We start from the raw sequence: 20,147 nt of genomic DNA on the forward strand, positions 1-20,147 counted from the left end.
AAACCATGGTGCACCGTCCTGGTGAAATTTGCGTTCACGCAATTTGCGGATACGCAACTTCCGGGCCCGGCGAGCGCCGCCCCGCATGGATGGGGCGGCACCGGGCTGGCAGAATCTCCCTGCATCACAAGAGAAAGCCAAGCGTGAATCCACACACAGGGACCAAGCCGGCGACCAGGCCGAAGGACGAGCCGCCCACGCTGGACCGCACCACTTTCGGTCATCGCCTGCGCAGCGCGCGCAAGCGTTTCGGCTGGACGCTGGCGCAGCTTGCCGAGCGCTCGGGCGTGTCGATCACCACCATTTCGCGCGCGGAGCGCGGCCAGCTCGCGCTGGGCTACGAGAACTTCACCGCGCTGGGCCGCGCGCTCGAGATGGACATGAACGCGATGTTCGCTGGCGCCGGCGTCAAGCCCGCGCAGCTCGACGGCCCGGTGGTCACGCGCGCGGGCAAGGGCGTGGTTTACCGGGGGCTTGCGATTGCCTACGAGTTCCTGGGCACCACGGCGGCAGGCAAGCAGATGAGCCCCATCGTCGGCACGGTGCACGCGCGCCGCATCAACGGGCCCGAAGATTTCGTGCGACATGCGGGCGAGGAATTCGCCTATGTGCTGTCGGGCGAGATCGACGTGCACTTCGACAACGGCGAGGTGGTGCGCCTGTCGCGCGGCGACTCGCTGTACTTCGACAGCCGCCTGGGCCACGCCTACGTGAGCGTGAGCCGGCAGCTCGCGCGTATCGTCGGCATGACGATCGGCGAGAGCGGGCACATGCAGTCGGCGCGCGAGGCTCCTGCGCTGAAGCCGCCGCGCATCGCCAAGGCGAAGGCCGGGCAACCCGCGAAGAAGCAGGCGGCCCGCGGCAAGGGCTGAGAACCGGCAGGCGGCAGCGGGTGTCGCCGATTTGCTGGCCGCCGGCGAAGCGGCCGATATGCTGTGCGCCGCTCATCAACCAGAGTCGACAACACACATGACCCAGCACTCTTCCTTCTTCGTCCTCCGCTCCATTGCCGCTGCCTGCGGCCTTGCATTCGGCGCCATGGTTGCCGCCCACGCCGCACCCGACGCCAGGCTGCTGGCCGCCGCCGAGAAGGCGCAGCCGGCAGTGATCGACAACCTCAAGGAAATGGTGCTGATCGAATCGGGCAGCCTCAACGTCGACGGCCTGCTCAAGATGGCCGACGTGGTGGAAGGGCGCCTGAAGGCTGCCGGCTTCAAGACCGAGCGACGCAAGGCGACGGCCGGCGCGGGCGCCGACATCGTGATCGCCACCCTCAAGGGCACGGGCAAGCGCAAGATCATGCTGCAGGGCCACATGGACACGGTGTACCCGGCCGGCATCCTGAACGGCCAGCCCTACAAGGTCGACGGCAACCGCATCTACGGCCCCGGCATCGCGGACGACAAGGGCGGCCTCGCGGTCATCATGGCCTCGCTGAAGATCCTGGCCGACGCCGGCTGGCGCGACTACGACACGCTCACCGTGGTGATGAACCCCGACGAGGAAGTGGGCTCGGTCGGCTCCGGCGAACTGATCGCGACCCTGGCCGACCAGCACGACACCGTGCTGTCGTTCGAGCCGACCGCGGCCAAGTCGGTGGCCAAGGGCGAATCGCTGCTGCTGGGCGCGGCCGGCATTGCCACCGCCACGCTCGAGGTGAAGGGCCGCGCGGCGCATGCCGGCGCCGCGCCGGAGCTGGGCCGCAATGCGCTGTACGAGCTGTCGTACCAGATGCTGCAGACCAAGGACCTCGCCAAGGACATCCCCGGCGTGACGCTCAACTGGACCGTGGCGCGCGCCACCGGCCCGCTCAACCAGATCACCGAGAAGGCGCAGGCACAGGGCGACGTGCGCATCACGCAGCCCGGCGCGGAGAAGAAGCTCAACGAAGCGCTGCAGGCCAAGGTTGCGGCCGGCAAGCTGATTCCCGACACCGAGACCACCGTGAAGGTGGAAGTGGGCCGCCCGGCCTTCATTGCGGGCGAGAAGGGCCGCGCGCTGGCCGAGAAGGCGCAGGCCATCTACAGGGAAATCGACCGCGACCTCGCGCTCACGCCCATGACCGGCGGCGGCACAGACGCGGGCTACGCGGGCCGCTCGGGCAAGGCCACGGTGGTGGAGAGCTTCGGCCTCGCGGGCTTCGGCTACCACGCACGCGACGAATACATCGAAGTCGATTCGATCGTGCCGCGCATCTACCTCGTCACGCGGCTGCTGACCGAGATCGGCAAGAACTGATCGAGTCTTGATGAAAAAAAAGAGCCGGCCTGCGCAAGCAGCCGGCTCTTCGTTCATCAGGGAATCATCAAGGGTGCTGCGGCGGCTGTCCCGGCTCGCCGGGGCGGGGTGGGCGATGGGCGGCCGCGGCCGCAGCGGCGGCCACGCGCTGTTGTTGCTGTTGCGCCTGTTGCTGGGCGTGCTGCTGCTGTTGCTGCGCCTGTTGTTGCTGCTGCTGCCGCATCTGGGCCTGACGCGCCTGCTCCTGCTGCATGTGCTGCTGCTGTTGTTGCATTTGCTGCTGCTGGCGTTGCTGCTGCATCTGCATCGCCTGTTGCTGCTGTTGCTGTTGTTGATGGGCTGCCTGTTGCTGAGCTTGCTGCTGCTGGCGGCGCATCTGCTCCATCTGCGCCTGCTGCTGCTGGCGTGCCTGGTTCTGCGCCTGTTGTTGCTGTTGCTGCTGTTCCCGCTGGTGCTGGAGTTGCTGTTGTTGCTGCTGCGCCTGGGCCTGAGCCTGCTGCTGCGCACGCGCCTGCTGCTGGGCCTGCTGTTGCTGCATCTGCTGGCGCCTTGACTGTTCCTGCTGCGCCTGTGCTTGTGCCTGCTGCGCCTGTTGTTGCTGGCGTTCCTGGCGTTGTTGTTCGCGCTGTTGCTGCTCATGCTGCTGCGAGCCCGGTGGCTGGCCCGCGAAGCGGGCCGGCTGGTGCTGTTGCTGCGCCTGCTGTTGCGCCAGTTGCTGTGCCTGCTGCTGGCGGCGCTGCTGGTCTTGCTGTTGCTGTTGCTGGACCTGCGCCTGCCGCGCTTGCTGCTGCTGTTGCTGCAGTTGCTGCGCGTGAAGCTGCTGGGCCTGTTGTTGCTGGGCCTGCTGCTGTGCACGCTGCTGTCCCTGTTGCTGCATCTGCTGCTGGCGCAGCAGGGCTTCCTGCTGTCGGGCCTGCTGCTGTTGCTGCTGTTGTGCCAGCGCGGCTTGCTGCTGCATCTGCTGTTGCTGCTGCGGCGCAAAGCCGGGAGCGGCAGCGAAGTTGGGTGCGGCGGCGCCTGCCGGCAGCCCGCGCGGCGCACCGTTGTTGTTGTAGACGTTGCGCACGTTGGTCACGCTGTTGACCACCGTGGTCGAGCGCGAGACGTAGGTGTTGTTGTTGTAGACCACCGCGGGGCGGTAGGCCGGTGGCGGCGGTGCGCCGGTGTCGCGGCCGCGCCAGCCCGGTGCGCCCCAGTTCATGTTCCACGAATGCCAGCCCCAGTCGTGGCGCTCCAGCGCGGCGCCGACCACCACGCCCGCACCGAACGCCAGCGCGCCGGCCGCGAGCACCTGCCCCTGGCTGTAGCCCGGCGCCACCTCGACCGCCGGTGCATAGGCATAGCCCGGGTACACGGGCTGGGGCGTGCCGTAGATCACTTGCGGGTCATAGGCGGGCACGTACACCACGTCGGGCTGCACGGGCTCGATGGTGATGTACTGCGGCGGCGCCTCGATCACGGGCGGGCCGCTGTAGTACACCGCCTGCGAATCCGCGGCGGGTGCGTAGTTGCGCGGCGGCGTGGTTGCCGCGGTGACCACGCGCAGCTTGTCGTTGTTCTTGAGGCGGCCGGCCTTGGCCGCGCGCTGCCGCATGACCTGGATGGCGTTCATCACGTCGGTCGGGTCGTTGTAGTAGGCCTTGCCCAGCGATTCGGTCCACGGAATGTTGGCCGCCATCTGGTTGACCACGCTGCGGAAAGCGGTGAGCGACTTCACGCTCGGGTCCCAGGGTTGCTGGTTGGCCGCGTCGGCCAGCGGACCGGCCTTGAGGTTCGGGTTCTGCGCAAGCCAGTCGTGCGCGGCGGTGATCTGTTCGGGGTAGGTGGCGCCGGCAAGGATCTGCGCGATCAGCTTGTCCGGATAGAGCGCAATGGGCGCGACCATTTCATAGAGCTTGTCGGCCGAGGGCGGCGTGTAGGCCACCGGCACCGCGGCGGGGGCGTTGTTCTGCGGGACCGAGGGCGCCGGGATCGACGAGGCGGCGGGGTCGACGGCGGCAGCCGGCGTGCCGGGTGTCTTGTTGTCGCAGCCGGCCAGGGCAATGGCCCCTATGCACAGCGAAATCGTAAGGAGCCGCGGGACTGTTGGACGATGGTTTTTTGTCATCTGGAGTTCCTTTTTGCGCCGGTGTCGTGCCCGGAACTCTTTCAACGGCGCGCGGCAACAGGCGATGACAAAGCCTGCGCCTCGGATGCAACGGTCTGTGTCGGCGGCGCGCCGTCAACACTGTCGGCGCGGGACCACAGGCCGCTGCTGCCGGCCTGAAGACCTACTTGGCGCCGCCCGTGTACTTGGTCACGTTGGCCGCGCTGACGTGGTAGCCGCTCACGCCCATCATGGAGTCGTTGCGCAGCGTCTGCAGCTTGCCGGTGACCCACACAGTGTCCATGGCGCGGAACTTGGCACCCTTCTGCGGCACCACGTGCAGGATCTGGTTGGCCGGCGGCGGCGGTGTGTGGATGCAGGCGCCGAAGTAGGGCACCAGCAGGAATTCGGTGACCTCGCCCTTGGCTTCCTCGAGCGGAACGATGAAGCCCGGGATCTTGACTTCCACGCCGTTCATCGCGGCATTGGTCGGTGCGTTGTTCGACACCTCCTGCATCTTCATGAGCAGCTCGTTGGCGCGCGGGTCGCCGTCATCGAGGGCGCTCAGGTCCATGCCCTTGAACTCCTTGGCCGGGTCCCAGTCCTTGGGCACCAGTTCTTCCCAGGTGATCTGCCGCGGCTGGCCCGGCGTGGCCTTGGCGGCAGCCGGAGCTGCTGCCTTGCCGCCCAGCGGGTTGGTGGCGGTGGTGTCCTTGGGTGCGGGGTCCGCGGCCCAGGCCGCGGCGGCAAGGCCGGCGCCGGCAAGCAGCATTGAAAGCCGCATGAAAGGCTGGACCGTGGGTGTCTTCTTTGCAATGCGCATGTTCATATCCTTGGGGAAAGGCCGTCCGCCAGCGAGAGGCGGTAGGCGCGGATGCCAGGCAAGAGGCTTGCCAGCCAGCCCGCGACCAGCAGGCTCGCCATCAGCAGCCATTCGTTCAGTGTAGGTTCGGAAAGGCTCAGTGTCAGCCCGAACTGCGCCTGCAGCCATGGGGAGAGCAGGGCGATGCCCAGCACCGCCATCACCACGCCGAAGGCCACGCCCAGCACGGTGACCATCGCGCCCTCGAGCGCGAGCAGTGCCAGCACGTGGCGCAGCCCGGCGCCCACGGCGCGCAGCACGGCGAGTTCGCGGCGGCGTTCATTGAGCCCCGCCATCACCACCGACACCAGCCCCGCGAGGCTCACCAGCGCGACCAGCGCCGACATCAGCAGCAGCGCGTTCTCGCCGATGCCGATCACGCTCCAGAGTTCGTCGAGCGCCACGCCGGGCAGGATGGCCATCAGCGGTTCGCCGGTGTAGGTGGAAATCCAGCGCTGCACGCCGAACACCGCGGCGCGGTTCTTCAGGCCCACCAGCGCGGCCGTCACGTTCTTGGGCGTGAGGTCGAACTTGCGCACCTGCTCTGCCGGAATGTGCACGCCGGGCATCGGCGCGCCGCCCACCCATTCGAGGTGGATGGCTTCCATGGCTGGCAGACCGATGTGCACCGTGCGGTCGACCGGCGTGCCGGTGCGCGCGAGCACGCCCACCACGGTGAATGGCTTGTCGGCATGCTCGGCCACGTTGAGTTCGCCGCTGCCGTGCGCGAGCGTGATCTTCTGGCCCACGTGGTAGCCGAGCTTGTCGGCCACCTCGGCGCCGACCACCGCGTCGAAGAGTTCGCTGAAGGGCTTGCCTTCGCGCATCTTCAGCAGTTGCCGGTCGCCGTAGCGAAAGCGCGTGAAGTACTCGGGCGAGGTGGCCAGCACCGCGAAGCCGCGGTGCGAATCGCCCAGCGACAGCGGCACCACCCAGTCGACGCCTAGGTGCCCCTGCAGCGCCTGCACGCTCTTCCACGAGATGTTGTTGGTGGCCGCGCCGATGCGGAACACCGAATACAGCAGAAGCTGCGTGGAGCCGGTGCGCGCGCCCACGATCAGGTCGGTGCCGGAAACGGAAGACGCGAAGTTCTCGCGCAGCTCGGTGCGGATGCGCTCCACGCCCAGCAGCAGGAAGGTCGACAGCGCGATCGAGAACACCGTGAGCGCGAGCGTGAAGCGGCGGTTCCATGCACTGCGCCAGGCAATCGAGAACAGCGCCTTCATGCGTCCACCGCCATCGCGCTGCTCGCTGCGCGGTTGATCTCGGGCAGCAGCACGTGCCGCACGAAACGCTGTGCGATGCGCTGGTCGTGGCTCACGAACACCAGCGCGCTATGGTTCTGCGCGCAGGCCGTCAGCAGCACGTCGAGGAAGGCTTCGCGGCGGTCTTCGTCGAGCGCCGAGGTGGGCTCGTCCGCAATCACCACTTCAGGCTGGCCGATGAGCGCGCGCGCCGCGGCCACGCGCTGCTGCTGCCCCACCGACAGCTGCAGCGCCTGCCGCTTCCACAGGTTGCGGTCCAGGCCCATCTGCGCGAGCAGGTGCTCGGCTTCTTCGCGCGCGCTGCCGTTGCGTGAGGCCTGCGCCTCGCGCCGCGCGGAGAAGCGGCAGGGCAGCAGCACGTTGTCGATCACGCTCAGGTACGGCAGCAGGTTGAACTGCTGGAAGATGTAGCCCACGTGCGCCACGCGGCTGCGGTCGCGCTGGGTGCCCGAGAGCTTCGACCAGTCGTGGCCCAGCAGCGTGACGCGGCCCTCGTCGGCCACCAGCACGCCGGCCAGCAGCGACAGCAGCGTGCTCTTGCCGCAGCCGCTGGGGCCGTGCAGGAACACCGATTCGCCGGCTGTGATGCGAAAGGCCTCGATGTCGATGCACGGCGTCTTCACGCCGGGCCATGAGAAGCGCAGCGCTTCTGCGGCAAGTACGACGCGCAATGGCGTCGTCTCGCCCTGCGGGAAGTTGCTCACAGTGTCACTTGCCCCAGCTCAGGCGGACCGGCTGCGACGCCTGCGCGCCGGCGGGGCGCTTGAGCTGGCGCTTGAACTGGCCTTGCGCGGAGGCGATCTGCGAATCGATCTGGCGCAGTCCCTTGAACGCGCCGAACAGGTTCACGTCGATGAACTTCGCGGCGGACGCATTGGTGCAGTTGAAGGAGAAGGTGGCGTCGAGGTCGGCATGGCCGACGGGCTCTGCCGGGTCGGGGTTGCCCAGGCCCAGCGCGCCCGAGCGCAGGTCGACCGGGCCCAGCTTGCAGTTGGCGGCCGGGTCGACCACGAAGAGCTTGTCGGCCGCGCGCAGCACGGCCACGGCGTCTTCGACGGCTTTTTTCTCGGCGTCGGTCTTGGGCGCGCGTTCGAAGCCGACGATGTTGTCCAGCGGGGACTCCATGTCGATCACCACCGTGGGCCCGTCGACGGCCACGTCGAGCTTGAGCTGGCCGTGCACATGCGCATGCTGCTGCTGTGCCTGCGCGGAAAGGAACGGGGCGGCCGCGAACAGCGCGGCTGCCATTGCGAGACCGGTGGTGCGTCGGAGTCGGTTGTGCTTCATGGTTCAGCGCCTTGCCGGGTCGGCAGCCCCGGCGTGTTGCTCCATTCGCTCCAGCTGCCGGCATAGAGCGCGGTCGTCCCGAACCCCGCGATCTGCATCGCGAGCAGGTTGGGCACGGCGCTCACGCCACTGCCGCATTGGTGGACGACGGTCGCCGGGTCGCGTCCCGCGAGCAGCGTTTCGAACTCGGCACGCAATTGCGATGCCGGCTTGAACTTGCCGTCCGGTCCGATGTTCTCGGCGAAGGGCCGGTTCAGGGCCCCGGGGATGTGACCGGCGATCGGGTCCAGAGGTTCCACCTCTCCGCGGTAACGTGCACCGGCGCGTGCGTCGATCAGGTTCTGGTCAGGCTGGCCGAGCCGGCGCAGCACGGTGTCGGTGGTCACGAGCTTTGCAATGGGCTCGCCCGTCACGAAGTTCGACTGGAAGCGCGCGGGCTCCTCGCGGTCGGTCACCTCGCCGCCCGCGGCCTGCCATGCCTGCAGCCCGCCGTCGAGCACGGCCACTGCGTCGTGGCCCATCCACTTGAGCATCCACCACAGGCGGCCGCAGTAGTTGGCGCCGTTGCGGTCGTACACCACGGCCTGCATGTCGTTGGCAAAGCCGATGCCCGAGAGCCAGGCCGCGAACTTCTCGCGGCTCGGCAGCGGGTGGCGCCCGCCGGATGCGGGCACGCCGTCTTCCTGCGCGGTCACGACTTCGCCGTGGGCGCCGGGTACGCCGTGCTTCGCGCTGAGGTCGGTGTCGAGGTTGGCGTACAGCGCGCCCGGAATGTGCGCGGCGGCGTACTGCTGCGCGCCGGCTTCGGGTTTCATGAGGTCGAAGCTGCAGTCGAACAGCATGAAGGGCTTGTCGCCGGCCTGCAGTTGGCGCAGCTGTTCGACGGTGACGAGGGTGGTGTACATGGCGTGTGTCCTTCGTTGCCGGGGCCTGCACAGGCCCGCTTGATGCGTTTCAGTTCAATGTTCTTCGGCCGGTGCCTTGGGCACCGCCCGCTGCCGCAACACAGTGGCGGCAATGCCGCTTGCGATGATAAGAGCCATGCCGCCCCAGCCTGCGGCGTCGATGCGGTCGTTGAACAGCACCACGCCGTAGAAGGCCGCGAACACGATGCCCGAATACTGCAGGTTGGCCACCACCAGCGTACCGGCCTGGGTCTTGGCGGTGGCGTAGGCGCGGGTCATGCAGAGCTGTCCGAGGGCGGCGAGCAGGCCGATCGGCAGCAGCCACAGCGCATGCTGCCATGTCCACGAGGCACCGCCCGAAAACCCCGTGGCGGCCGTGGCGAAGGCCCCGGCCACGGCCGAGCCCACCGCGAAATAGAACACCGTGCGCAGTTCGGGCTCGCCGATGCGCGACAGCGCCACCACCTGCATGTAGGCAAAGGCGGCGGTCAGGCCCGACAGCAGGCCCAGCATGCCGGCGAAGCCTTCGTTGCCGCTGACCGTGGGCTTGAGCATGAGCACGACGCCCGCGAAGCCCGCAAGCACCGTCATGGCCAGCGTGCCCTGCAGCGGCGGGCGCTCCACCCGGCCGTCGCGCCCGGGCACCGGCACCCAGGCCAGCAGCGCGCCGCCGACCAGGAAAGCCGCGACCCACACGCTGCTCATGTAGTTGAGCGTGACGGCGGTGGCCAGCGGCAGGTGGGCGATGGCATAGAACCATGCGCCGAGCGAGATCACGCCGATGGTGCTGCGCCAGGCGTGCATGCCGGGGTAGCGGGTGGCGAGCGAGACGCCGCGGTTGCGCGCCAAAAGCCACAGGAACACGATGCCGATGAGGCCCCGGCCCAGCACCATCTCGCCGCTGTTGAACCATTCCGAGGCGATTTTCACGACCACGCTCATCGTGGCGAACAAAAAGGCGCCGAGCACCATCCAGAGCGCTTGCATCGTCAGTCAGTCTCGAAAACTAGAGGGAAATAAAAAAGCCCGATGGTTCCATCGGGCCGTGGGCGGCAGGGGCTCAGGGCTGCTGCATCGCAGCCTTGTACCACTCGTGGAACTGCTGCATGCCGTCTTCCATGGGGCTCTGGTAGGGGCCGGTCTCGTTGTCGCCGCGCAGCATCAGCGCGCGGCGGCCCGCGTCCATGCGCTCGGCGATCTCGTCGTCTTCCACGCAGGTTTCCATGTAGGCGGCCTGCTGGGCTTCGACGAATTCGCGCTCGAAGGCGACGATTTCCTCGGGGTAGAAGAACTCGACCATGTTGAGCGTCCTGGTCGGGCTCACCGGGTGCAGCGTGGACACGGTGAGCACGTGCGGATACCACTCGACCATCACGTGCGGGTAGTAGGTGAGCCAGATGGCGCCGTACTTCGGCGGTTTGCCGTCGCGGTACTTGAGCAGCTGCTCCTGCCATTTCTGGTAGATCGGGCTGCCCGCGCGGCCCAGGCGGTTGGCCACGCCCACCGTCTGCACCGAATAGCGGGGCTTGAACTCCCAGCGCAGGTCGTCGCAGGTGACGAAGCTGCCCAGCCCCGGGTGGAACGGGCCGACGTGGTAGTCCTCGAGGTAGACCTCGATGAAGGTCTTCCAGTTGTAGTTGCACTCGTGCAGCTCGACGCGGTCGAGCGCGTAGCCCGAGAAATCGAGGTCGGCCTGCGGGCCGAGGCCGGCCATGTCGGCGGCCACGTCGGGGCCGGAGCCGTCGGCGTTCTTCTCGAACAGAAGGCCGTTCCATTCGGTCAGCGGGTAGTTGTGCAGGTTCAGGCAGGGGTCCTGCTCGAAGTGCGGCGCGCCGATCAGGGTGCCCGTGGTGCGCGGGTCGCTCGCGGCGTAGGTCCAGCGGTGCAGCGGGCAGACGATGTTGCCGCCGGTCTGGCTCTCGAGCCGGCCCCGGCCCTGCAGGATCAGGGCCTGGCGGTGGCGGCAGACGTTGGAGATCAGCTCCACGCCCTTGGGCGTGTGGACCAGCGCGCGGCCCTGGTGCTCCTGCGGCAGGGTGTGGAAATCACCCTGTTCGGGCACGGCCAGGCGATGGCCGACATAGCGGGGCCCTCGCGCGAAAAGGTTTTGCATTTCGCGGGCATAGAGCGCCTCGTCGAAATACGCGGAAACTGGAAGTTGGCTCGCGGCCTGCTGCAGTTGAAGACTTAAATCAGACATGGAGGACCTGACCAAGCTCCCCACAGGGAGAAAAAGGAAAAAAGAACGGAAAGGCGCCGCCTGGATGGCTCGGCGGCCCGAAGAATGTGCTGGCGTTGCCAACGAGAGAAGTTCGCATTGTACCCGGGGGGCATCTTTTGGCTCGGTCCGTGCCGGGGTGGCCCGCAGGCGGTGGCCGCTTGTTCCCGTCCCAGTCCTAAAATGCCCGGTTTCACCCACGTTTCGCTTGCATGCCCAAGGTGCCAACCCCTTCCTCGTCCAGCCCGGCGGCAACGCCTGATACGGGCCCGCTGCCCGCCAGTTACGAAGCCGGGCTCCAGGAGCTGGAGAAACTGGTTGCGGAACTCGAATCAGGCCAGCTGCCCCTCGACCAGTTGCTCGTCAGCTACCAGCGCGGCGCCGCGCTGCTCGCCTTCTGCCGCGACAAGCTGCAGGCGGTCGAAGACCAGATCAAGGTGCTCGATGCGGGCAGCCTGAAGGTCTGGACTTCCGAATGAGCGCGGCCACGACCACGGCTCCCCCCCGGTGGGACGCAAAGACCCTGGCCGGCTGGTGTGATCCCCATCTGGCGAATGTCGAGGCGGCGCTCTCGCGCTGGGTCGGCGTCGACGCCCCCGTGCTGCTGGGCGACGCCATGCGCTATGCCGTGCTCGACGGCGGCAAGCGCCTGAGGCCCCTGCTGGTGCTGGCCGCCAGCGAGGCCGTGGGCGGCAACAAGGCCGCCGCGCTGCGCGCCGCCTGCGCCACCGAGCTGATACACGCCTATTCGCTGGTGCACGACGACCTGCCCTGCATGGACAACGACGTGCTGCGGCGCGGCAAACCCACGGTGCACGTCAAGTTCGGCGAGGCCGACGCCCTGCTGGCCGGCGACGCGCTGCAGGCACTGGCCTTCGAGCTGCTCACGCCTGAAGGCGACGAGATCCCCGCGGCCACCCAGGCCCTGCTGTGCCGCCTGCTCGCGCGCGCCGCGGGCAGCCAGGGCATGGCCGGCGGCCAGGCCATCGACCTGGCCAGCGTGGGCATCGCGCTCGACGAAGCGCGGCTGCGCGAAATGCACCGCCTGAAGACCGGCGCGCTGCTGCAGGGCAGCGTCGAGATGGGGGCCGCCTGCGGCGCCGTGTCGCCGGCCGTGCTGGCCGCGCTGCGTGACTACGGCGCGGCCATCGGCCTCGCGTTCCAGGTGGTCGACGACATCCTCGACGTCACGGCCGATTCGCAAACCCTGGGCAAGACCGCCGGCAAGGATGCCGCGGCCGACAAGCCCACCTACGTATCGCTGCTCGGCCTCGACGGGGCGCGCGCCCAGGCCCGCCAGCTGCTGGCCGACGCGCTCGCCGCGCTGGAAAACAGCGGCCTGGCCGACACCGCCGCCCTGCGCGCACTGGCCCACATGGTGGTCGACCGCGATCGCTGAGAGAAAAGAACAAACCTCCCCCATGGCTGCTCCGCTGCTTCCCACACTCCACGACCCCGCGCCGATCCGCAAGTACGACCGGGCGCAGCTGCGCCAGCTGTCCGACGAGGTGCGCGCCTGCGTGCTCGACAACGTCTCGCGCACCGGCGGCCACCTGAGCTCGAACCTCGGCACGGTCGAGCTGACGGTCGCGCTGCACCACGTGTTCAACACGCCGCACGACCGGCTGGTGTGGGACGTGGGCCACCAGACCTACCCCCACAAGATCCTCACCGGCCGGCGCGAGCGCATGCCCACGCTGCGGCAGATCGGCGGCATCTCGGGCTTTCCGCAGCGCAGCGAGAGCGAGTACGACACCTTCGGCACCGCCCATTCGTCGACCAGCATCTCGGCCGCGCTGGGCATGGCCATGGCCGCCAAGCAGAAGGGCGAGGACCGCCACACCGTGGCCATCATCGGCGACGGCGCGCTCACCGCCGGCATGGCCTTCGAGGCGCTGAACAACGCGGGCGTGTGCGACTGCAAGCTGCTCGTGATCCTGAACGACAACGACATGTCGATCAGCCCGCCGGTGGGCGCGCTCAACCGCTACCTTGCGCAGCTGATGAGCGGCAATTTCTACGCCGCCGCCAAGAGCGTGGGCAAGAGCGTGCTGCGCAACGCGCCGCCGCTGTTCGAGCTGGCCAAGCGGCTGGAGCAGCATGCCAAGGGCATGGTGGTGCCGGCCACGCTGTTCGAGCAGTTCGGCTTCAACTATGTCGGCCCCATCGACGGCCACGACCTCGATTCGCTGGTGCCCACGCTCGAGAACCTCAAGCACCTGGAAGGCCCGCAGTTCCTGCACGTGGTCACCAAGAAGGGGCAGGGCTACAAGCTGGCCGAGGCCGACCCGGTGGCCTACCACGGCCCCGGCAAGTTCGATCCGCAGGTGGGGCTGGTCAAGTCCACCGCCCCGGCCAAGCAGACCTTCACGCAGGTGTTCGGCCAGTGGCTGTGCGACACGGCCGCCGCCGACGGCCGCCTCGTGGGCATCACGCCCGCGATGCGCGAGGGCTCGGGGCTCGTGGAGTTCGAAAAGCGCTTCCCCGGCCGCTACTACGACGTCGGCATCGCCGAGCAGCACGCCGTCACCTTCGCCGCCGGCCTGGCCTGCGAAGGGCTGAAGCCGGTGGTCGCCATCTACTCGACCTTCCTGCAGCGCGCCTACGACCAACTGATCCACGACGTGGCGATCCAGAACCTGCCGGTGGTGTTCGCGCTCGACCGCGCGGGGCTCGTGGGTGCCGACGGCGCCACGCACGCGGGTGCCTACGACATTCCGTTCCTGCGCTGCATTCCGAACATGAGCATCGCGTGCCCGGCCGACGAGCGCGAGTGCCGCCAGCTGCTGTCCAGCGCCTACGAGCAGAGCCACCCGGTGGCGGTGCGCTATCCGCGCGGCTCGGGCGCCGGCGTGGCGCCGCACCTCACGCTCGACGCACTGCCCCTGGGCAAGGGCGAGATCCGCCGCGAAGGCAAGCGCATCGCGATCCTCGCCTTCGGCACGCTGCTGTATCCGGCGCTCGCGGCAGCCGAGTCGCTCGACGCCACGGTGGTCAACATGCGCTGGGCCAAGCCGCTGGACGTCGAACTGCTGCTGCAGGTCGCGCGCACGCACGATGCCATCGTGACGCTGGAAGAGGGCGCCATCATGGGCGGCGCCGGCAGCGCGGTGCTCGAGGCGCTGCAGGCGCCCAACGTGCAGAAGCCGGTGCTGCAGCTGGGCTTGCCCGACCAGTTCATCGAGCATGGCGATCCGGCGAAGCTGCTGGCCGGCATCGGGCTCGATGCGGCGGGGATCGAGAAGTCCATCGCGGACCGCTTCGGCCGCAACTGAGGTTTCGGTCTTGCTCCTTCCCCCTCTGGGGGAAGGCTGGGATGGGGGCAAGCGGCGCTGGAGAGGCCGCTGCGGTTCGAAGGCCGCCGAGCCCCCACCCCGACCCTCCCCCAGCGGGGGAGGGAGGAATACCAAAGACCCGTCAGCTCCCCAGGTACGCGTCCTGCACCTTCGGGTTGCCCAGCAGTTCCCGCCCGGTGCCCGACAGCACGATGCTGCCCGTCTCGATCACATAGGCCCGGTCCGCGATCTTCAGTGCCTGGCGCACGTTCTGTTCCACCAGGAAGATCGTCAGCCCCTGCTTGTTGATCTCGCGCAGCGTGCGGAAGATGTCCTGCACGATGATCGGCGCCAGGCCCATCGAGGGCTCGTCCAGCAGCAGCACGCGCGGCTTGGCCATCAGGGCGCGGCCGATGGCCAGCATCTGCTGCTCGCCGCCCGAGAGGTTGCCGGCCAGGCCATCGGCCCGATCCTTCAGCACCGGGAACAGGGCGTAGATGCGTTCCAGGTCGGCCGCGCGGGCCGCGGCGCCATCGCGGCGCGTGTAGCCGCCCAGCTCCAGGTTGTCGCGCACCGTGAGCGTGGTCAGCGTGGCGCGGCCCTCGGCCACCTGCACAACGCCGCCGGCCACGATCTTGTGGGGCGACAGCGCGGTGATGTCCTGGCCCGCGAACAGCACGCGCCCGCTCGTCTTCTTGACGAGGCCCGACAGCGCCAGCAGCGTGGTCGACTTGCCCGCGCCGTTGGCGCCCACCAGCGTGGTGATCTGCCCTTCGTGGAGCTCGAAATCGATGCCCTTCACCGCCTGCACATGGCCGAAGTTCACCTTCAGGTCCTGCACCTGCAGCAATGGGGTCGTGGTGCCGGCGCTCATGCCGCGGTCTCCTGGTCGTTCGTGGCTTCGTCGTCTTCGCGGCCGAGGTAGGCCTCGATCACCTGCGGGTCGTTGCGGATCTGCTCGGGGCCGCCGCGCGCGATGATGCGGCCGAAGTTCAGCACCGCGATCTGCTGGCACAACCCCATCACGAAGCGCATGTCGTGCTCGATCATGAAGACCGTGAAGCCGCGCGCCGCGATGTTTTCGATCTCGACCATCAGCTCGCTCTTCTCGGTGCTGTTCATGCCGGCCACCGGCTCGTCGAGCAGCAGCAGCGTGGGCTCGGTGGCCAGCGCGCGTGCCAGCTCCAGCTTGCGCTGGTCTCCGTAGGAGAGGTTGTCGGCCACGTCGTTGGCCTTGTGGTCCAGCTTGACCCAGCTCAGCAGTTCGCGCGCGCGGTCGCGGGCGCGCTTTTCCTCGCTGCGGAACAGGCCCGTGCTTGCGAGCAGGCCCAGCGGGCCGTAGCGCAGCTTGGCGTCCATGCCCACGGTCACGTTTTCCAGCAGCGACATCTCCTTGAAGATGCGGATGTTCTGGAAGGTGCGCGCGATGCCGCCACGGGTGATCTGGAAGGGCTTGCGGCCCGCCAGGTCTTGGCCCTGGAAGTGGATGGTGCCGCTGGTGGTGGGCAGCAGGCCGGTGATCAGGTTGAACACCGTCGTCTTGCCGGCACCGTTCGGGCCGATCAGCCCGAAGATCCCGCCCTTCGGGATGTCCAGGTTCACGTCCTGCAGGACCTTGAGCCCGCCGAAATGGCGCGACACGTTCTTCAACGTGAGAAGGGTGTTGTCGCTCATGCCGCGCTCCCCTTGCGTCCGAACCACTGGCGGATGCGCGCCGGGTCCCAGATGCCCTTGGGCAGGAACAGCACGATCAGCACCAGGATGAAGCCATTGACCACCAGGCGGAAGGCGCCCAGGCCGCGCAGCGTTTCCGGCAGCAGCGTGAGGATGGTGCCGCCCAGCACCGGGCCGGTGAGGCTGCCGATGCCGCCGAGGATGGCCATCGTCAGGATGTCGACCGCGCGGTTGAAGCCGTATTCGGCCGGGCCGATGAAGAAGGTCAGGTGCGCGTTCAGCGTGCCCGCCAGGCCGGCAATGGCGCCGCCCAGCACGAAGGCCAGCATCTTGTGGCCCGCCACGTCGATGCCCATCAGGCCGGCGGCGGTCTCGTCTTCCTTGATGGCCTCGAAGGCGCGCCCGACCTTGGAGCGGCGGATGCGCCACAGCACCAGCAGCACGAGCACCAGCGCCAGCGCCACGTGCCACCACTCGGTGGATTGCGGAATGCCGTTCAGGCCCAGCGCGCCGCCCGTGAGCGACTCGGCGTTCAGGATGGCGATGCGCACCACCTCGCCGAAGGCCAGCGTGGCCATGGCCAAGTACACGCCCGACAGCCGCAGCGTCGGCTTGCCGATGATGAAGGCGACCAGCGCCGGCGCGGCCATGCCCGCGGCAATCGCCACCGGTAACGGCGCGCCGTAGTTCAGCGTGAGGATCGACGCGGTGTACGCGCCGATGCCCATGAATGCGGCGTTGGCCAGCGCCAGCATGCCGCAGGCGAGGGTGAGCCAGATCGAGAGCGCCAGCAGCCCGTTGATGCCCAGCGAGAGCACCAGGTTGCTGTAGACCGACCAGAAGTTGTCGAAAGCTTCCATGTCAGACCTTGCGCTCCTTCAGCGAACCGAACAGGCCCTTCGGGCGCACCAGCAGCACGAGGAACAGCAGGCCGAAGGCCACCGCGTCGCGCATGTTGGAGCCCACGTAGGCCACCGACAGCACCTCGGCGAAACCGAGGAACAGGCCGCCGAGCAGCGCGCCGCGGATGTCGCCCATGCCGCCCAGGATGATCACCGCGATGCCCTTCTCGAGCATCGGCTGGCCCATCAGCGGGAAGAGCGCGTTCGAGTACAGCCCGATCAGCACCCCCGCCACGCCGCCCAGGCCGGCGGCCACGAACGAGGTCAGGAAGAACAGGCCCTCGACGTTCACGCCCACCAGGTACGCCGCCTTGGGCGACTCGGCAATGGCGCGCAGCGCGCGGCCCAGTTGGGTGCGCTGCAGCGACAGCATCAGCACGCCCATCAGCACGAACGATGCGAGCACGATGCCCAGCTCGAGCACGGTGACGTGGATGCCGGCGAACACCAGCGCGTCGTCGGGAATGGTGCCGGGCGGGAAGCGCAGGTTCTCCGCGCCGAAGATGCCCTGGATGCCGTTGTTCAGGATGATGGCCACGCCGATGGTGGCGATCATCGGGATCAGGTGGGGTGCGTTGCGCTTGCGCAGCGGTTTGAGCACCAGCACGTCGACCAGGAACCCCAGCACGCCGCAGAAGGCGAAGGCGAATGGCAGGCCGACCCACAGCGGCATGCCCGACACGCGCATGAATTCGGCCGCGGCATACGCGCCGACCATGAACACCGCGCCGTGCGAGAGGTTGATGACGCCGAGCACGCCGAAGATGAGTGTGAAGCCGAGCGCGAAGAGTGCGTAGACGCACCCCAGCGACAAGGCATTGACAAGCTGCTGATCGAGCACGATGGGCTTTCGTCAGGCCGCGGCACGAGGCGTGTTGCGGCAAATCAAAAAAGAAAACGGCGCAGTGACTGTCCTGCGCCATATGCGGGAGGCATGGCGGGCCGCGCGGCCCGCCACCGGGACTGCTTGCTTACTTCTCGATCACGAACGCGGTGCCCTTCGTGACACTCACGATGGCCGTCTGCTGCGCGTCGTAGCCGGCGGGCTTGCCGGCCTTGTCCTTGGCGCGTGTGAAGGCGAAGGCGCCGGTGGCGCCGGTCCACTTCACGTTGGGCAGCGCGTCGCGCAGGGCCGTGCGGTCGGCCGCCAGGTTGCCCGACAGCTTCACGCCCTTGAGCGCCTGGGCCACCACGTACAGGCCGTCGTAGGCCTGCGCGGCGAACTGGTCGGGCGCCATCTTGAACTTGTCGTTGTAGGCCTTCTGGAACTTGGTGTTCTCGGGCGTGGCGTTGCTGGCCGACCAGGGGCTGCCGACGTACAGGTTGTCCGAGCTGCCCTTGGCCAGGTCGAAGATCTTGGTCGAGTTCATGCCGTTGCCGCCGATGACCGGCACGTTCAGGCCGAGCTGGCGGGCCTGCACCATGATCGGCGCGCCTTCGGCCAGCAGTGCCGACAGCACGATGGCGTCGGGGTTGGTGGCCTTGATCTTGGTGAGCTGGGCCTTGAAGTCGACGTCGCCCTTGGCGAAGGTCTCGGTCGTGGTCACGGGCAGCTTCAGGTCTTCCAGGGCCTTCTTGAAGTTGTCGTAGCCGCTCTTGGTGAACACGTCGTCGTTGCCGTACAGCACGGCGACCTTCTTCACGTTGCCGTGCTTGATGGCCACGCGCAGGGTCTCGGGCAGCACGTCGGCTTCGGTCACGGAGTTGCGGAACACGTAGTCGCCGATCGAGGTGATGCCGTCGGCCGTGTTCGAGGTGCCGAAGGCCACGGTCTTGGCGGCCTGGGCGATCGGGTCGGCCGCCTGGGCCGAGTTCGACAGCGTGGGGCCGAAGGTCATCAGGACCTTGTCCTGGAAGATCAGCTTCTTGAAGACGTTGATCGCGTCTTCCTTCTTGCCTTGCTCGTCTTCGACGGCCAGCACGATCTTGTCGCCGTTGATGCCGCCGGCGGCGTTGATTTCGTCCGCGGCCAGCTGGAAGCCGTTGCGGATGGCGGCGCCGTACTGCGCGGCACCGCCGGACAGGGCGGCTGCGACGCCGATCTTGATGTCGGCGGCTTGCGCGCCGAAAGCGGTGGCTGCGGCGAACGCGAGCAGTGCGGGCTTGAAGGAGTTAGGGAGTCTCATGTCTTGATGCCGTTTCCAGCGGTGTATGTAAGGCGATATAACATTTTATGCCTCGTCTACACGAGACCGAGTTCGCGCGCGACAGGGGGAGGCGCCGGGCGCAGGGTAAACCCCCGCCGGAGGCTGTAAGCGCGTTTTTACAATCGCCCGGGCTTATACAAAAGTCCCCAACGCGGTCACAAGCCGCGTTTTGTTTTTTCAAAGAACTCGGAGAGCTATCAATGGATCGTCGTTCCCTAATCAAAAACGCCGGCATCGCCGGCGTTTTGGCTGCCGGCATTGCGCCTGCCGTTCATGCGCAGACCGCAGTCCGCTGGCGCCTGGCCTCGAGCTTCCCGCGCTCGCTCGACACGATTTTCGGCAGCGCCGAAATGCTGTCGAAGACCGTCAAGGCACTGTCCGGCGGCAAGTTCGAAATCTCGGTCCACCCCGCCGGCGAGCTGATGCCCGCATTCGGCGTGGTCGACGCACTGCAGGGCGACACGCTCGAAATGGCGCAGACCGCCGCGTATTACTTCACCGGCAAGGATCCGATCTTCGCGTTCAGCTGCGCAGTGCCCTTCGGCCTGACCGCACGCCAGACCGACTCGTGGAAAGAGTACGGCAACGGCCGCAAGCTGCTCGACGCCTTCTTCGCGCAATACAACTTCCGCACCGCCAGCGCCGGCAACACCGGCACGCAGATGGGCGGCTGGTACCGCAAGGAGATCAAGACGGTCGCCGACCTCAAGGGCCTGAAGATGCGCATGGGCGGCGGCGTGTTCGGCGAGGCCATGGCCAAGCTGGGCGTGGTGTCGCAGAACATGCCCGCCGGCGACGTGTACCAGGCGCTCGAAAAGGGCACGCTGGACGCCGCCGAGTTCGTCGGTCCCTACGACGACGAGAAGCTGGGCTTCAACAAGGTGGCCCCGTACTACTACTACCCCGGCTGGTGGGAAGGCGGCGCCGACCTCGAGTTCTTCATCAACAACAAGGCCTTCGCCAAGCTGTCGGACGAGAACAAGGCCATCCTCGACGCGGCCACCAAGGTCGCCGCGCGCGACATGATCGCCAAGTACGACGCCTACAACCCGGTGGCGCTCAAGCGCCTGGTTGCCGCCAAGACCGAACTCAAGCCGTTCCCCAAGGCCGTGATGGACGCGGGCTTCAAGGCCTCGATGGAAGTCTTCGCCGAGCACGAAGCCAAGTCGCCCGAGTTCAAGAAGATCCACCAGGACATGCGCGCCTTCCAGCGCGACCAGATCCTGTGGAACCGCTTCTCGGAGTACCCGTTCAACCAGTACATGAACTCGGTCAAGATCTGATACCG

The 20,147-nt window shown here is 67.7% G+C and carries 19 protein-coding genes; 6 read left to right on the top strand and 13 right to left on the bottom strand.

Annotated elements, in window-relative coordinates; all coding sequences use genetic code 11:
• Positions 1–143 precede the first annotated feature (143 nt).
• Positions 144–872 (top strand): helix-turn-helix domain-containing protein, encoded by a 729-nt coding sequence (locus tag WIX39_RS12200; RefSeq protein WP_106935205.1) that lies wholly within the window; start codon positions 144–146, stop codon positions 870–872.
• A 97-nt stretch (positions 873–969) separates the two neighbouring features.
• Positions 970–2,238, top strand: a complete 1,269-nt coding sequence (locus tag WIX39_RS12205; RefSeq protein WP_081266858.1) for a M20/M25/M40 family metallo-hydrolase — start codon at positions 970–972, stop codon at positions 2,236–2,238.
• Between the two features lie 67 nt (positions 2,239–2,305).
• Here WIX39_RS12205 and WIX39_RS12210 read toward each other — a convergent pair whose 3' ends face one another.
• The 8 genes from WIX39_RS12210 to WIX39_RS12245 all read right to left on the bottom strand — a co-directional run bounded on the left by WIX39_RS12210 (position 2,306) and on the right by WIX39_RS12245 (position 10,843).
• Positions 2,306–4,345, bottom strand: coding sequence for a DUF3300 domain-containing protein (locus tag WIX39_RS12210; RefSeq protein WP_409195075.1), 2,040 nt, complete (start codon positions 4,343–4,345; stop codon positions 2,306–2,308).
• Positions 4,346–4,508: 163 nt separating this feature from the next.
• Positions 4,509–5,147, bottom strand: a complete 639-nt coding sequence (locus WIX39_RS12215; RefSeq protein WP_409195076.1) for a DUF3299 domain-containing protein — start codon at positions 5,145–5,147, stop codon at positions 4,509–4,511.
• A 2-nt stretch (positions 5,148–5,149) separates the two neighbouring features.
• Positions 5,150–6,412: an ABC transporter permease gene (locus tag WIX39_RS12220; RefSeq protein WP_409195077.1), complete on the bottom strand. Its 1,263-nt coding sequence runs from the start codon at positions 6,410–6,412 to the stop codon at positions 5,150–5,152.
• Positions 6,409–7,155 carry an ABC transporter ATP-binding protein gene (locus WIX39_RS12225; protein ID WP_285412001.1) on the bottom strand — a complete coding sequence of 249 codons (747 nt, stop codon included), beginning with the start codon at positions 7,153–7,155 and terminating at the stop codon, positions 6,409–6,411. The genes WIX39_RS12220 and WIX39_RS12225 overlap by 4 nt, the downstream gene beginning before the upstream one ends.
• 4 nt (positions 7,156–7,159) lie before the next feature.
• Entirely contained in the window at positions 7,160–7,738 is a 579-nt protein-coding gene (locus WIX39_RS12230; RefSeq protein WP_106935200.1) for a DUF2796 domain-containing protein, read from the bottom strand.
• Positions 7,735–8,643, bottom strand: a complete 909-nt coding sequence (locus tag WIX39_RS12235; protein ID WP_081266853.1) for a sulfurtransferase — start codon at positions 8,641–8,643, stop codon at positions 7,735–7,737. The genes WIX39_RS12230 and WIX39_RS12235 overlap by 4 nt, the downstream gene beginning before the upstream one ends.
• A gap of 54 nt (positions 8,644–8,697) precedes the next feature.
• Positions 8,698–9,630, bottom strand: a complete 933-nt coding sequence (locus tag WIX39_RS12240; protein WP_234382721.1) for a DMT family transporter — start codon at positions 9,628–9,630, stop codon at positions 8,698–8,700.
• 73 nt (positions 9,631–9,703) lie between these two features.
• Positions 9,704–10,843 (bottom strand): aromatic ring-hydroxylating oxygenase subunit alpha, encoded by a 1,140-nt coding sequence (locus WIX39_RS12245; RefSeq protein WP_081266852.1) that lies wholly within the window; start codon positions 10,841–10,843, stop codon positions 9,704–9,706.
• 230 nt (positions 10,844–11,073) lie between these two features.
• Here WIX39_RS12245 and xseB point away from each other — a divergent pair, with 230 nt between their 5' ends.
• From xseB to dxs, 3 genes are read left to right on the top strand one after another with little or no spacing between them, the layout of a single operon-like run.
• Positions 11,074–11,340, top strand: coding sequence for an exodeoxyribonuclease VII small subunit (gene xseB / locus WIX39_RS12250; RefSeq protein ID WP_081266851.1), 267 nt, complete (start codon positions 11,074–11,076; stop codon positions 11,338–11,340).
• Positions 11,337–12,260, top strand: coding sequence for a polyprenyl synthetase family protein (locus tag WIX39_RS12255; RefSeq protein ID WP_409195078.1), 924 nt, complete (start codon positions 11,337–11,339; stop codon positions 12,258–12,260). Before xseB ends, WIX39_RS12255 begins: the two co-directional genes overlap by 4 nt.
• Positions 12,261–12,282: 22 nt before the next feature.
• Positions 12,283–14,136 (top strand): 1-deoxy-D-xylulose-5-phosphate synthase, encoded by a 1,854-nt coding sequence (gene dxs, locus WIX39_RS12260; RefSeq protein WP_409195079.1) that lies wholly within the window; start codon positions 12,283–12,285, stop codon positions 14,134–14,136.
• Positions 14,137–14,278: 142 nt separating this feature from the next.
• On the opposite strand, the gene WIX39_RS12265 is transcribed toward dxs, so the two are convergent.
• From WIX39_RS12265 to WIX39_RS12285, 5 genes are all read right to left on the bottom strand, one after another.
• The gene (locus tag WIX39_RS12265) at positions 14,279–15,010 is read right to left on the bottom strand and encodes an ABC transporter ATP-binding protein (protein WP_409195080.1); all 732 of its coding nucleotides are present in this window, start codon (positions 15,008–15,010) and stop codon (positions 14,279–14,281) included.
• Entirely contained in the window at positions 15,007–15,810 is an 804-nt protein-coding gene (locus WIX39_RS12270; protein ID WP_081266847.1) for an ABC transporter ATP-binding protein, read from the bottom strand. The genes WIX39_RS12265 and WIX39_RS12270 overlap by 4 nt, the downstream gene beginning before the upstream one ends.
• Complete coding sequence (locus tag WIX39_RS12275; protein ID WP_409195081.1) at positions 15,807–16,670, bottom strand: branched-chain amino acid ABC transporter permease; 864 nt, start codon at positions 16,668–16,670, stop codon at positions 15,807–15,809. The genes WIX39_RS12270 and WIX39_RS12275 overlap by 4 nt, the downstream gene beginning before the upstream one ends.
• A gap of 1 nt (position 16,671) precedes the next feature.
• Positions 16,672–17,553, bottom strand: a complete 882-nt coding sequence (locus WIX39_RS12280; protein ID WP_081266845.1) for a branched-chain amino acid ABC transporter permease — start codon at positions 17,551–17,553, stop codon at positions 16,672–16,674.
• Positions 17,554–17,683: 130 nt separating this feature from the next.
• Positions 17,684–18,838 (bottom strand): ABC transporter substrate-binding protein, encoded by a 1,155-nt coding sequence (locus WIX39_RS12285; RefSeq protein WP_106935196.1) that lies wholly within the window; start codon positions 18,836–18,838, stop codon positions 17,684–17,686.
• Positions 18,839–19,059: 221 nt separating this feature from the next.
• On the opposite strand from WIX39_RS12285, the gene WIX39_RS12290 reads away from it, so the two are divergent.
• Positions 19,060–20,142, top strand: a complete 1,083-nt coding sequence (locus WIX39_RS12290; RefSeq protein ID WP_081266844.1) for a TRAP transporter substrate-binding protein — start codon at positions 19,060–19,062, stop codon at positions 20,140–20,142.
• The last annotated feature ends 5 nt before the right edge of the window (positions 20,143–20,147 follow it).

The organism is Variovorax sp. AB1(2024), from assembly GCF_037482385.2.
GTDB lineage: Bacteria > Pseudomonadota > Gammaproteobacteria > Burkholderiales > Burkholderiaceae_C > Variovorax.